Source organism: Methanobacterium sp. BRmetb2 (genome assembly GCA_003491285.1).
Classification (GTDB): Archaea; Methanobacteriota; Methanobacteria; order Methanobacteriales; family Methanobacteriaceae; genus UBA117.
In genome coordinates, this window is the sequence record CP022705.1 from 493,446 (window position 1) to 507,156 (window position 13,711).

The following is a 13,711-nucleotide window of genomic DNA, read 5'->3' on the forward strand; positions in this document are numbered from 1 at the left end:
TGATTCTCTCAAAGGAATCTTGATAAATTATATACCCATATTACAATAAGTATCTACAGACAAAAAGGGAGGCTTAACATGGGAAAAGAAGAAATAAGTACAACTAAATATCTCATTCACGCTCAAATTAATGCTAATGGTATTGTTGAAAAACCCGACGTTGTTGGGGCTATTTTTGGACAGACCGAAGGACTTTTAAGTAACGATCTTGATCTACGAGAACTTCAAAAAACAGGTCGAATAGGTAGAATCAAAGTCAATATAACCTCCAGAGGGGGAAGATCTAAAGGAGAAATAGTAATTCCCTCCAGTCTGGACAGAGTTGAAACTGCAATTTTAGCAGCATCCTTAGAAACAATAAATAGGGTTGGACCCTGTGAAGCATACATCCAAATCTCTAAAGTGGAAGATGTAAGGGCTGTTAAAAGAAAAACCGTGGTAAACAGAGCAAAAGAAATTTATGCAGGTATGATGGATGAAGTTACTCCTGAAAGCATAAAAATGATCGAAGAAGTCAAAGAAGCAATGAGAATACATGAAATAACTGAATTTGGCTCTGAAAAACTTCCTGCAGGACCAAATGTTGAAACTTCCGATGCTATTCTGGTTGTAGAAGGCCGTGCCGATGTTCTAAACTTATTAAAACACGGAGTTAAAAATGCCATAGCTGTAGAAGGAGTAAGTGTTCCTAAAACTGTGGCAGAGCTAACCAAAAACAAAACAGTTACTGCGTTTGTCGATGGAGACCGTGGTGGGGAATTAATTCTTAAAGAATTATTACAAGTAGGAGAAATTGACTACGTTACTAAAGCCCCTAAAGGAAAAGAAGTGGAAGATCTGGCTAAAGATGAAATAATGGTAGCTTTAAGGGACAAAATACCTATAGAACAAATGTATCATGATATGGGAATTAAAGTTGAACCTAAAGGCGAAGATAAAATCAAAGTCCTGAAAAATATTTTGAGCGAATTAGAAGGATCTGGTAATGCAGAGATTTTCGATGATGCCTTGAACATACTCAAAGAGGTTAAAGTGGAAAATCTTTATGACGAACTCAAAACTGTTAACAACAACACCTACGCCGTTGTATTTGATGGTGTGGTTAGTCAACGCCTGGTTGATATGGCCCATGAAAAAGGAGTAAAACATATTGTAGCTGTTAGAATGAGTGATGTTGTGAAAAAACCAAACCAGATAAAAATAATTACCAGATAATCCCTTAAATTGTTTTCTCATCGTTGATGAGTCTACAATTTCATTATATTTTTAAATAACTACTTATAAATTCTTTAATTTTATTATTATTTAATTTTTTAACCAGGAATATATTTAGAGGTTTTTGGATAAGAACCAGTTAAGAGGCATCTTTATGTATGTGAATATGAATAAGGAATTTGTAAAAGATATTGAGTCAACAAAAGATATTCTAATACCAAAAGACCCCTTAGAAAGAGTTATTGGGCATGATGATATTATTAAGTTTGTCAAAATTGCTGCAAAACAAAGGAGAAATCTCTTACTAGTCGGACCTCCCGGTATTGGGAAATCCCTCATAGCTCAAGCAATATCTTTCCATTTAACCCCTGCAAAGGAAGAAATAACTGTTGTTCATAATCCAGAAAGACCAGAAAGGCCATTTGTGGAAATAAAATCTATAAAAGAGATTCGAAATGAGCAAAAAGAGATTGAACTAGCCGAAGGTGATGTGGTAAGTCCAAAAAGTGTGCCTGAGGCAGTGGCTGAGAGATTAGGATTTAAATGCACCCATTGTGGAACTTATAACAGTGCATATCAAAGTATATGTCCCGAATGTGGAGGAGACAAATTTTCTCACATAAATGCCCGGCGAAAACATTTGGGAGATCTGCTGGGAATGTTTGAAATGAGCAATGATCCTATAAACATTCCTCAAGAAAGAGTTACCACTACCCGAATCTTAAATGGTAAAGAAGAAGTAGTTATATATGAAAGGATTGATGGTGAGAAGGTTAAGATACTGGATCAAAGGGCATTGGAAAAACGAAGAGAAATTGTTGAAGAAAAACCCCGAAATGTTATTGTCCCCATTGACAGAAAGGTTTTTGTACAGGCCACTGGTGCCAGTGAAACAGAACTTCTAGGAGATGTCCGACACGACCCATACGGAGGACACCCGGATCTTGGAACTCAACCCTATGAAAGAGTTGTTCCAGGAGCAGTCCATGAAGCTCATGAGGGCGTTCTTTTTATAGATGAAATAGTCCATATAGCTAATTTACAACGTTACATTCTAAGTGCCATGCAGGATAAAGTTTTTCCTATTGTTGGAAGAAATCCTCAGAGTGCTGGAAGCTCAGTTAAAGTAGAAGATGTTCCCTGTGATTTTATTTTTGTAGGAGCATGTAATATAAGGGATGTTCAATACATTTTACCCCCTATGCGCTCTCGAATTCAGGGCGAAGGTTACGAAATACTCATGAGAACAACTATGCCTGTTTCTGAAGAAAATGCTGCAAAACTGGCCCAATTTGTGGCCCAGGAAATTGAGATGGATGGAAAAATACCCCATGCAAATCGAAGAGCAGTTGAAATACTACTAGAAGATGCTAAAAAAAGAGCCAAGATCATCGATGAACACAAAGATGCATTCACCCTTAGGCTTAGAGATCTAAGCGGCGTGGTTAGAATGGCCGGCGATCTTGCTGTTATGGAAGGTGCTGAACTTATAACTGAAAAACACATGTCAATTGCAGTAAATAAATCTATCTCCATAGAGGATCAGATTATTAAAAGATATGAATCCTTTGAAAACGCCATGAGAAAAGATTTCTCAAGTTCACAACACATGAGTAGTAGTAAACCTAGATCATCAAACGACCATGTTGATAGAAGTTATATTTAACTTTAGAAGAAATTATTCTTGATAAACGGTATTTTTGGATAAATTTAAATATTGGTTTTGAATAAAATTCATTTAAAGCTTATTATCTGATAAAATGAATCCCTCCTCCAATAACAAAACCAAAAAAAATGATGAAAGAACATCAATTGAACTAAAATCAGTTAAAACTGAATCAGATAGTTCATCAAAACCCAATATTTTAGAGCATTACAACTTCCCAGAGATGATAGAAGATTATCTAGTGGAATTAGAGATAAGAAACTACTCCAAAAACACTATAAAAACTTATAAATCCATCGTAACCACTTTTTATAAATTTTTAACCAATGAAAAAGATCTATACGATGAAAAAAGAATTTTAAGATCATTCAAAAGATATATACAATATTTAAAACGGGAAAAACAAGTCTCCCAGAACTATATTTATCTGGTAACCGTAGTAGTCAAAAAATTCTTTGAATTTGGTGGTCTTAAAATCCTGGATGATGTTCAAACACCAAAGAGAACCAAGTCTCTTCCTAAGTCATTGAATGAAACTGAGGTGAAAAATCTCATAAATGCCATGGACCTTAATGATTCATCAACACCTTCCAGACATCATTTAAATACAAGAAACAAAGTGATACTAGCACTTCTCTATTCTGCAGGATTAAGAGTATCTGAACTGGTGTCTCTCCATACTGATGATGTAGACCTTGGAGAAAGAACCATCAGAATCCGTGGAAAGGGTGAAAAAGATCGTATAGTACTTTTTGATGAAAATATGAAGTTATTGCTGGAAGAATATCTGGAAAAAAGGACTGATGATAGTGATGCTCTTTTTATTAACCGTTTTGGTAATCATTTAACACCCCGATACGTCCAGATGATGATTAAAAAATACGCAGAAAGTGCAGGTATAAAAAAGAGGGTAACACCCCACATACTGCGACATTCCTTTGCCACCCATCTTCTAAAAAATGGAGTAGACATTAGAGCCATACAACAGCTTCTGGGTCATTCTAATTTAAGTACTACTCAAATTTATACCAGCGTCGATATGCAGACCCTTAAAAATGTTTACGATCGGGCTAAATTAAGGTGATCATTAACTCCTGATTGAATAATCCCCTAATTAAAATTATTAATTTTTTGGCTGAAAAATTATATAAACCCCTCTACACCCCCCAAAAAAATTATTATCTATTTTATTTTTATTATCTGGAAAGATTTAAAAATTATTAAAAACAAAGTTATTATTTAAGGGGGTGTATGATTGAATGAAAATAAAGGATATCAAATTCCTAAATTAATTATAACTTTGGGATTAACCCTAATTACCGGATTTGTTGGCTCAATTGTCACTTTTGATTCACTAACTACTTGGTATGTTGCCCTTAACAAACCTTCCTGGACTCCACCCAACTGGGCCTTTGGACCTATATGGACAACTCTATACATACTGATAGGTATTGCTGCCTACCTTGTATGGCGAGAGGGCCTACATAGAAAAGACGTTAAAATTGCACTTTCAGTATTTGCCCTACAGTTAATTTTAAATCTTCTATGGTCGCTGATCTTCTTTGGATTACAATCAATATACGGCGGTTTAATTGAAATAATTATACTGTGGATAGCTATCTTAATCAACCTGATTCTTTTCTATCGGATATCTAAAGTCGCTGGATTGCTCCTTGTACCCTATATTGTCTGGGTAACTATTGCAGCTTATCTCAATTATTCTGTATATCTCCTAAATTAAGGGGTAAGATCTGTGAGAAACTTTGAAAAACCTCGTTTAATAGTAAGTAAGTGCATTGAATTTGAACCATGCCGATATAATGGATTGATAATTAGCAGCGATTTTGTTAAGAAGTTAAAAGATTACGTTGAATTCCAGCCAGTATGTCCCGAGGTAGAATTAGGGTTGGGCATACCCCGAGACCCTATAAGATTAATTGACTTAAAAGGAGAAGTAGAGTTATTCCAACCTGCAACAGGGAGATGTTTAACTGGAGATATGGAAAACTTTGCACGTTCATATTTATTTGAATTAAATGATTTTGACGGTTTTATACTAAAAAATAAGTCACCTTCATGCGGTGTAAAAGCCGTGAAAGTTTATCCTGGATTAAAGGATGGAAGGCCCCGGACTGATGGTGTGGGTGCATTTGCATCAGAAGTATTTGATAAACATCCTTATCTGGCTGTGGAAGATGAAGGTCGCCTTAGAAACCTTAAAATACGTGAAAACTTTTTAACCAAGATTTATACTTTATCTGATTTTCGCAATGTTAAAAAGGCCCTTAACATAAACAGTTTAATTGAGTTTCATTCTACCCATAAATTCCTTTTAATGGCTTACAAACAGATTTTAACCCCAAAAATGGGTCAAATAGTGGCTAATCATAATCAAAAACCAATAAAAGATGTAATAAAAGATTATGAAGAATTATTGCTACAGACTCTGATAAAACCGCCAGAATCTACCTCTAACATCAATATACTGATGCATTCTATGGGATATTTCTCAAAAGAACTTTCTCATGAAGAAAAATCATTTTTCCTGGATTCTATAGAAAAGTATCGTGAAGGGATCATGCCTTTGATAGTTAATTTGAATATCTTAAAATCATGGATGATCCGTTTTAATGAGGAATATCTGGCCAAACAAACCTTTTTCGAACCTTACCCTGAAAAATTAATGCCCATAACTACCCTTTATAAAAGAGGATTTTAAGATTATTCTGCAAGTATAAGGAGGGCTTATTATTATTCAAGAAGAAAGAATAACTCATTTGAACAACAAAAAAATTATTGAAGGGGCATATGTTCTCTACTGGATGCAATCATCCCAGCGGGAGCATTACAACCATGCACTTGAGTATTCTATTTTACAAGCAAATAAGCTGAATTTACCTTTAATGGTTTATTTTGGTTTAACAGATAATTTTCCAGAAGCAAATCGCCGTCATTACTATTTCATGTTGGAAGGTCTTAAAGAAGTTCAATCTTCACTTCAGGAACGTGGCATAAACATGTTAATTCTTAATGAATCCCCTGAAATCGGTGCCTCCAGGTTAGGGCGTGATGCATCATTAGCCGTAGTAGATGGTGGTTATCTAAAAATAGAAAAGCATTGGAGAGCATACACCGCAGAAAATGTGAAATGTCCACTGATACAGGTGGAAAGTAATGTGGTGGTACCAGTTGAAACTGCATCCCCCAAAGAGGAGTATTCAGCAGCAACCCTCAGAAGAAAGTTAAACAAAATCCTAAATGATTTTTTAGTTCCCCTCCAAAGAAAAACACTTAAAAAAGACCCATATGAAATTAAAATTCCTTCTTTTGATATAATTGATATTGATAAGGCTATTAAAAAGCTTGAAGTAGATGAAACAGTTCGAGAAGTTGTTTTTTACCAGGGAGGTGCCCGTGCTGCTTTAATTAAATTAAAAAATTTTCTACAAACCAAGATAGATAGGTTTGGAGATCTTAGAAATGACCCCACACAGAATTATTTATCCCATCTAAGCCCTTATCTGCATTTTGGACAAATATCTCCCCTTTACATTGCCCTGGAAGCTATAAAAACTGACAGTCCTGGTGTTGAAAGTTTTCTTGAAGAACTGATTGTTAGACGAGAATTAAGCATGAATTACGTCTATTATAACCCAAATTATGATTCCATTCTAGGGTTACCAGAATGGCCCCGTAAAACACTGTATGAACATGAAAATGATAAAAGAGAATACATTTACACGTTAGAAGAGTTAGAATATGCCCAAACCCATGACCCTTACTGGAATGCAGCTCAAAAGGAGATGATGGTTAGAGGTAAAATGCATGGATACATGAGAATGTACTGGGGTAAAAAGATATTAGAATGGACAGAAACTCCTGATAAGGCTTTTAAGATAGCAATTTATTTGAATAATAAATATGAAATTGACGGCCGTGACGCTAATGGATATACTGGTGTTGCATGGTGTTTTGGTAAGCATGATAGGGCATGGAAAGAACGAAAAGTTTTCGGCAAGGTGCGATACATGAACGCCAATGGACTACGAAGGAAATTTAAAATTGAAAACTATGTTGAAGAAATTGATGAAATTGAAAAGCTGGAAGGATAACCATGTACATTTTACAATTAATAGAACAAATTAATTAAAAACAGCAATTTTGTTTCATTTAAATGAGATTACGGCCTTGAAGAAATTTTATTACTACTCTTTTAATAGGATGGGTATCACCTGAATTTATGACCTGAACTAAATAAAGTATTTATAATATTTTGACAAATTATATAAGGAGAAACTTAGTCTTTAGACTTACAACTTTTCCATAACATATCTAAGTTTTTATCTAAATTAAACCAAACAACAGTTTTATGGTTTAATTGCGGGATTATGATTTAAAACATTCTTAGGAGGAACTGAATGTCAATAACTATTGATACTTATTACCAAAAAAGATACAACTTCTTTAAATGGCGCTGTGAACAATCAACTATGAATAAAGTCGTTCTAGCATTAGGAATGGCATTAATAACTGGGATACTGGCTCAAATTATTATTCCATTACCATGGACCCCGGTACCCCTAACTGCACAGACTTTTGCAGTCTTAATATCCGGAGTAATACTAGGAAGATACTGGGGTGGACTAAGCCAAATTTTATATGTAGGTATTGGTATAGCCGGAGTCCCCTGGTTTGCAGAGATGACTGGTGGATTCGAAACTCTATTTTGTGCTAGTGGAGGTTATTTAATAGGTTTTATTTTAACTGCCCTATTTTTAGGTTATTTCACTGATAAATACATCCGATCCAGAAGTTTCATATCAATGTTAGGTCTGATATCTCTGGCAAACTTTACACTTATATACATACCAGGATTAATTGGATTGGCTGCGTGGATGTATCTAGTTCAAGGTTCAATGCCTGATTTATGGACTCTTTTAGCCCTAGGTTTTATACCATTTTTGATAGGGGATACTTTTAAGATAATTGGAGCTGCATCTCTTGCTAAAGCAGCCACACCTAAAAAAGCATTCAACCAGGAGGTTGATGTTAACGAGGCCCGGAACTGGAAACTCTTCTAATCCACTGCAAATTAGGGCCCACCACCTATTGTGTATTCAAGGATTTCAAGGCCATGGGTATAGCAGGGAATTCGAAGAGAATATGTGGAATATTATTGAAAATATAGATAATGTATCCTCCATTTATCTAAAAATAATATCCAAATGTGATGATATTTGTTACAAATGTCCCCATAATCAAGACGAATCCTGCACTGAAAGCATAAAATCAAACAACCGCATTGTAAAAATGGATGAAGCAGTACTAGAAAAAATAGGAATCAATGAAGGATTTATTGAAAAATCTTCTGTAATCTTTGAAAAAGTAAACTCTGTTTTCAAAAACATTAACAATCTGCAGGAAGTTTGCAGTAACTGTTCCTGGCATACCCAATGCCTCTATTATCAAAAAATATCATCAAAAAAAATTTAAAATTAGAAAATGAGTTAAATGAAGCTTAGTATTATTATACCCACCTACAATGAGGAAGAATATCTTCCAAAACTCTTAGAGAGTATAAAACTGCAGAATTTCGAAGATTGTGAAATCATTGTAGCTGATGCTGGTTCCACAGATAAAACCAGAACGATTGCAGAATCTTACGGTTGTAAAATAGTGGATGGTGGATTACCTGCAGTAGGTAGGAATAATGGAGCAAAGGTTTCAGAGGGAGAATTTTTACTTTTTCTTGATGCTGACTCGGTCTTAACTGATCATTATCTTCAATCGGCACTGGATGAGTTCATTGATAATGATCTGGGTATTGCCATAACCCAGATGGTTCCCTTAAGCAACCGGAGAATTGACCATATATTACATGATTTTGCAAATTTCTTTATGAGAAAAGTGGAATCAATAAAACCACATGGTGCAGGATGTTACGGCATACTTACTCGCAAAAAATTGCATGAAAAAGTGGAAGGCTTTGATGAAGAACTTGATTTTGGTGAAGACACAGATTACATTGAAAGAGTGGCAAAGGTAAGTTCTTTCAAAGTTTTAAGAGAACCCAGATTGTTGGTATCTACCCGGCGTCTGGAGAAGGAAGGAACTAAAAATTTAGCATATAAATATATTAAAAGTACACTATATCAGTTTGTCGGGAAAAAAATCACAGCAGAACAGTTAGACTATGAATTTGGTCATGATAAAGAGAGAAAAAGGATATTTTACGGTGTATGTGGAGAGGGAATGGGCCATGCTACTAGAAGCAAGGTTGTAATAGAGTATCTTAAAGAGAAATATGATGTTACCATTTTTGCCAGTGACCGGGCCTATGATTATCTGGTAGATAAATTTGACAATGTGCACCGTATTGAAGGATTTAACACTGTTTACCAGGATAATCAGGTGAATAACGTTAAAACATTCACTTCTAATATGAAAGATTTGCCTAAAGATCTCAGAGATAATGTCCGGTTGATGTACAGTATGGCTAAATCATTACAGCCCCATATCATTATTTCTGACTTTGAATTTTACTCCAACCTCCTAAGTAAGTTAACCAGAATTCCCCTTTTAAGTTTGGATAACATGCACATCATAACCCAAACAGAGATTGAAGTTCCAAACAACTATCGAAATGACCGGATCAGGGCTCAAGGAGTTATTAGATCATTTATTATTATGCCCAAGTTATATTTTATAATCACCTATTTTTATCCAGAAATAAAAAACAAGGAAAAAGTAAGATTATATCCCACTATACTGAGGGATGAAATCTGCAATTTAAATCCAGGAAAAGGAAATCATATATTAGTTTATCAAACCAGTGACTCTAACCTAAAACTTTTGGAAATACTCAAAGAAGTTGATGAAAAGTTTATCGTTTATGGTTTCCACACTGAAAAATATGAGAAAAATCTGCATTTTAAAAAATTTAATGAAGCTCAATTCTTTGAAGATCTGGCATACAGTAAAGCTGTGATCACTAACGGCGGTTTTACACTTATCGGAGAATCATTATATCTTAAAAAACCAATATTAAGCATACCAGTTAAAAAACAGTTTGAACAAATAGTCAACGCATTTTACATAGAAAAACTGGGCTATGGTAAATATTTAGAAGAAGTTGAAAAGGGAGATATTGAAGAATTCTTCAACAATCTAGAAATATATAATGAAAATCTCAAATCTTACAATCATCCAGGTAATGAGAAGTTACTAAATGATTTAGAGGCTGCTGTGGAAGAGCATGCCAAAAAATATTAAGTTAAAATATGGGGTATTACTTAACATCTTTACCTAAGATAATTTCATACTAACTTGTTTATAGATGCTTTAGAACTGTTAAAAATAAAATAATCAATAAAATTTATTAAATAATAATAAAAACTCCCAAAACCATAATTGTAGCTCCTAAAACTCTTTCTCTGATTTCTTTCTCTTTGAATATTAATCTACCCCGAAAAACACTTAAAACTGCACTGATTCTTTTAAAAGCACTAACATAAGCCACCAAGGTCAAACTAATTGCGTAAATCTGGAATATTGAGGTTAGAGTACTTAACAATCCCATAAGAAGTAAATTTTTCTTTTCTAAATTTAATTTTCCCTCTTTATTTTTTGAAGATCTAATTATCGAAGGGAATGTAAAGACTACAATAAAGTTTCTTATTTTTATTATCTGATCTTCTAGGAAAATCTACAACAATAAATATAAATCTTTAGAGAGCCTCATAAACATTATATAATATGAATCTAATTCTTAAAAAATTGGGAAAATACAAAAAGTTATGGAAAAGCTGGATAAATTTTAAAAACCTTCAGTTTCGTTATACACAAATAATTTAGAATAAAAGATGAGAGTCTAGCCATAAATAATAAAATATAATACCAATCAACAGTTAAAACATGGATATGAGTCTTTTCTTAATAAAAATAAATTATCAATATCATGAGGATGTTAAATGTTCCCTTTCAATTTAATTTCAATCATAACTTCAGTTAGCTGTATATTCATGGGAAACTTCATTTACTATAAAAACCCTAATAATCGGCTGAATCAAGTATTAGCTATTTTCAGCTTCCTTGTAGCTTATATGACATTTACAGACTTTCAAATCAGCAGTTCAACTACTCCAGAACAGACCTATTGGTGGATGAAGGCTGCTTTTCCATGGGTGCTCATGGGTTCATTCTATGTTCACCTGGCCCTATTATCCACTGAAAAGTTCCATATATTGAAAAAGAAGATAACTTACGTACTCATATATCTTCCTACTATACTATTGGCCATAATAAATCTTACCACCAACTTAATTAGCCATGGTGCACAAAAAGGATACTGGGGATGGACTTACATGCCCAATACTTCAATACTCACTTTTTTGGCCATAATATGGACAATTTTATTGTGGTTAATAAGTGCCATATTGGTCCTGCATTATTATTTTAATTCTGCAGGTACCAAGCGTAGACAGGCAAAATACATATTGATTGGTATTTATTCACCATTATTCCTTGCAATATTACTTGAATTTGTTATGCCTATATTTTTCTCTATCCCTGCACTGGTTATGTTTAATCTGTATATAGCTCTAGGGTTAGGATTCATTGTTTATGGTATCTGGAAATTCCGGCTGCCCCAGTTGACTTCATCCATTGTTTCTGATAAAATTCTCTCCAAAATGTCTAATTTTCTCTTTTTATTGGATGAAGATGGGAAAATAATCCACGTCAACCCTAAAGCCATAGAAATATCTGGTTACACTGAAAAAGAGTTAATGGGTAAGCCAGTAGACTTTGTTTTCAATGAAATAGATTACCCTGATTCTCATTTATCAAACAAAAATAATATGAAAACTACTCTTAAACGAAAAGATGATAACTGTCTACCAGTATTAGTTTCCACCTCCCCCATAAAGACAGCTAAACAAGATGTTTTAGGATTAATAATTGTAGGTAATGATATAAGTCCTCTTATAAAGGCAGAGAAAGAAAGAGATCACTACAAAGAACATTTAGATGAGTTGGTTGAAGAACGGACAAAAGAATTGGAAAATATGAATATACAACTTAAAAAAGAAATAATTGCCCATGAAGAGGCTGAAAATAAACTTAAAAACTCATTGGACGAGAAAGAAATTCTGGTAAAAGAGATTCACCACCGGGTAAAAAACAATCTCATGATTATATCCAGCCTCCTTAACCTTCAAGCACAAAAGATAAAGGACGAAAAAGTTCAAAATGTTTTTAAAGAAAGTCAAAATCGAGCTAAATCCATGGCAATAATTCATGAAAGATTATATCAAACAAAAAGTATGCGGAAAATTGAATTTGATGATTATATACGGCAACTGTCCACTGAACTTTTCCACACTTACCGACTAGGGTCGGGAATCCATCTTAACATGGATCTGGACCCTGTTGAAATAGATGTAGACCATGCCATCCCTCTAGGCCTTATAATCAATGAACTTATTACTAACAGTCTTAAATATGCTTTTCCAGATGGTAAAGGTGAGCTATGTATTGAATTTCATTGTTTACCTGGTGAAGATGAATTTGAACTGGTGGTAAGCGATGATGGTGTGGGATTCCCTGCAGATCTGGACTTCCGGAAGGTCGATTCTTTGGGCTTGCAGTTGGTGAATAATCTGACAAAACAGTTAGATGGAACCATTGAATTGGATAGGAGTCGTGGAACCAAATTTACCATTAAGTTTAAAACACCAAAGTATTCTAAATGATTTGGGGATTGTATTTTTTCTTATTTTTAATTATTATCATCAAAAAAGGGATTAATACATTTTCAGTAGATGTTCCATAACTTCCATCAATATTTGTTTATTTTTTATATTTATACATATCAAATTATCCAAAAAATATCATTATGTGGACAAAATGAAAAACAAATAACTTTTGTAGTTAAATATTAAAAATAGTATAATAATTAAAAAATAAGTTAAATCTAACTACGATATTTATAAGGTTAAGTTCATTGACTATCACAAATTATAATTTTTCTAAGATATAATTTAACTTAATCAACTTCGTAATAGACTGATATAACGAAGATAAGATTATTGGTTTGACTAGTTCAGTGCCACCCACTCTTTTCTATACTTCGAAAATCTCCAAAATATTACTATTTAAACCAATTGGGCTATATGTGCTGATGATTTTCTGTTGATTTAAGAATTTTTAATGGTTTGAATTATGAACAAAGTTGAATATAGAAAAAAATTAAGTCATACATTAATATTTTAAATTCATTAAAAATTATCTTGATTTTTTCAAGGAATAATTTTAGAAACTATAAAAAGTTAATATTATCTAAAATTTAAAAATACTAGACTCAAATAGTCCTAAAAGTATGTATACAATTAATTGAAAAATTATTCTACAATGACCAGTACTCTTTTAATTTCAATACCCTGATCCTCTTTTAAAACCCTTTCTATTTCTTTTAAATATTTCTGGACTTCTTTATTTTTAATATCTATTATATTTCCACTGGGATCTGCCAGATTTATATGGGGCTCAGGATTCATTTCATAGCGGGTTTCCCCATTGTAATGGAAGCTTTGTATGAAACCTATTTTTTCGAGTAGTTTCAGATTTTTATGGACTGTAGAGCGACTTATATTAGGTTGTGTATTTTTCATGGCTTTATATATATTATTAAATGAGGGATGAGTATTTTCCAATTCTTTAAGTTTTTTAATCAGTTCCTGCCTTTGAGGAGTGATCTTAATGCTCTTTTCTCTGAATTTTTCTTCCATAAATAGATTTCTGTTGTAACATGGATAAAAATTTATCCTAAAT

General features: G+C 33.4%; 12 protein-coding genes. 10 read left to right on the forward strand and 2 right to left on the reverse strand.

The window, feature by feature from the left end; genetic code table 11:
• Positions 1–78: 78 nt before the first annotated feature.
• From CIT01_02355 to CIT01_02395, 9 genes are all read left to right on the forward strand, one after another.
• A complete protein-coding gene (locus CIT01_02355) occupies positions 79–1,215 on the forward strand; it encodes a hypothetical protein (protein ID AXV37124.1) in 1,137 nt (378 codons plus the stop codon).
• 154 nt (positions 1,216–1,369) lie between these two features.
• Complete coding sequence (locus CIT01_02360) at positions 1,370–2,881, forward strand: peptidase (GenBank protein AXV37125.1); 1,512 nt, start codon at positions 1,370–1,372, stop codon at positions 2,879–2,881.
• A 94-nt stretch (positions 2,882–2,975) separates the two neighbouring features.
• Positions 2,976–3,965 carry a recombinase XerC gene (locus tag CIT01_02365; GenBank protein ID AXV37126.1) on the forward strand — a complete coding sequence of 330 codons (990 nt, stop codon included), beginning with the start codon at positions 2,976–2,978 and terminating at the stop codon, positions 3,963–3,965.
• Between the two features lie 171 nt (positions 3,966–4,136).
• Positions 4,137–4,622: a TspO protein gene (locus tag CIT01_02370; protein AXV37127.1), complete on the forward strand. Its 486-nt coding sequence runs from the start codon at positions 4,137–4,139 to the stop codon at positions 4,620–4,622.
• A gap of 12 nt (positions 4,623–4,634) precedes the next feature.
• Positions 4,635–5,600 (forward strand): cytoplasmic protein, encoded by a 966-nt coding sequence (locus CIT01_02375; GenBank protein AXV37128.1) that lies wholly within the window; start codon positions 4,635–4,637, stop codon positions 5,598–5,600.
• Between the two features lie 31 nt (positions 5,601–5,631).
• Positions 5,632–6,993 (forward strand): deoxyribodipyrimidine photolyase, encoded by a 1,362-nt coding sequence (locus tag CIT01_02380; GenBank protein ID AXV37129.1) that lies wholly within the window; start codon positions 5,632–5,634, stop codon positions 6,991–6,993.
• A 306-nt stretch (positions 6,994–7,299) separates the two neighbouring features.
• Entirely contained in the window at positions 7,300–7,962 is a 663-nt protein-coding gene (locus CIT01_02385; GenBank protein ID AXV37130.1) for a biotin transporter BioY, read from the forward strand.
• A complete protein-coding gene (locus CIT01_02390; protein AXV37131.1) occupies positions 7,928–8,374 on the forward strand; it encodes a hypothetical protein in 447 nt (148 codons plus the stop codon). The genes CIT01_02385 and CIT01_02390 overlap by 35 nt, the downstream gene beginning before the upstream one ends.
• A gap of 18 nt (positions 8,375–8,392) precedes the next feature.
• The gene (locus tag CIT01_02395; GenBank protein AXV37132.1) at positions 8,393–10,153 is read left to right on the forward strand and encodes a teichoic acid biosynthesis protein; all 1,761 of its coding nucleotides are present in this window, start codon (positions 8,393–8,395) and stop codon (positions 10,151–10,153) included.
• Positions 10,154–10,259: 106 nt separating this feature from the next.
• Here the strand turns inward: CIT01_02395 and CIT01_02400 are convergent, their stop codons facing one another.
• Positions 10,260–10,460, reverse strand: coding sequence for a hypothetical protein (locus CIT01_02400; GenBank protein ID AXV37133.1), 201 nt, complete (start codon positions 10,458–10,460; stop codon positions 10,260–10,262).
• Positions 10,461–10,851: 391 nt separating this feature from the next.
• On the opposite strand from CIT01_02400, the gene CIT01_02405 reads away from it, so the two are divergent.
• A complete protein-coding gene (locus tag CIT01_02405; protein AXV37134.1) occupies positions 10,852–12,633 on the forward strand; it encodes a hypothetical protein in 1,782 nt (593 codons plus the stop codon).
• A gap of 648 nt (positions 12,634–13,281) precedes the next feature.
• Here the strand turns inward: CIT01_02405 and CIT01_02410 are convergent.
• On the reverse strand, positions 13,282–13,668 hold the full coding sequence (locus tag CIT01_02410) for a ferric uptake regulation protein (GenBank protein AXV37135.1): 387 nt from the start codon (positions 13,666–13,668) through the stop codon (positions 13,282–13,284).
• Between the last annotated feature and the right edge of the window lie 43 nt (positions 13,669–13,711).

Coding starts and splice junctions, on each gene's coding strand:
- CIT01_02355 (AXV37124.1), top strand. CDS start 79: ATGGGAAAAGAAGAAATAAGTACAACTAAATATCTCATTCACGCTCAA.
- CIT01_02360 (AXV37125.1), top strand. CDS start 1,370: ATGTATGTGAATATGAATAAGGAATTTGTAAAAGATATTGAGTCAACA.
- CIT01_02365 (AXV37126.1), top strand. CDS start 2,976: ATGAATCCCTCCTCCAATAACAAAACCAAAAAAAATGATGAAAGAACA.
- CIT01_02385 (AXV37130.1), top strand. CDS start 7,300: ATGTCAATAACTATTGATACTTATTACCAAAAAAGATACAACTTCTTT.
- CIT01_02390 (AXV37131.1), top strand. CDS start 7,928: ATGTTAACGAGGCCCGGAACTGGAAACTCTTCTAATCCACTGCAAATT.
- CIT01_02395 (AXV37132.1), top strand. CDS start 8,393: ATGAAGCTTAGTATTATTATACCCACCTACAATGAGGAAGAATATCTT.
- CIT01_02400 (AXV37133.1), bottom strand. CDS start 10,460: ATGGGATTGTTAAGTACTCTAACCTCAATATTCCAGATTTACGCAATT.
- CIT01_02405 (AXV37134.1), top strand. CDS start 10,852: ATGTTCCCTTTCAATTTAATTTCAATCATAACTTCAGTTAGCTGTATA.
- CIT01_02410 (AXV37135.1), bottom strand. CDS start 13,668: ATGGAAGAAAAATTCAGAGAAAAGAGCATTAAGATCACTCCTCAAAGG.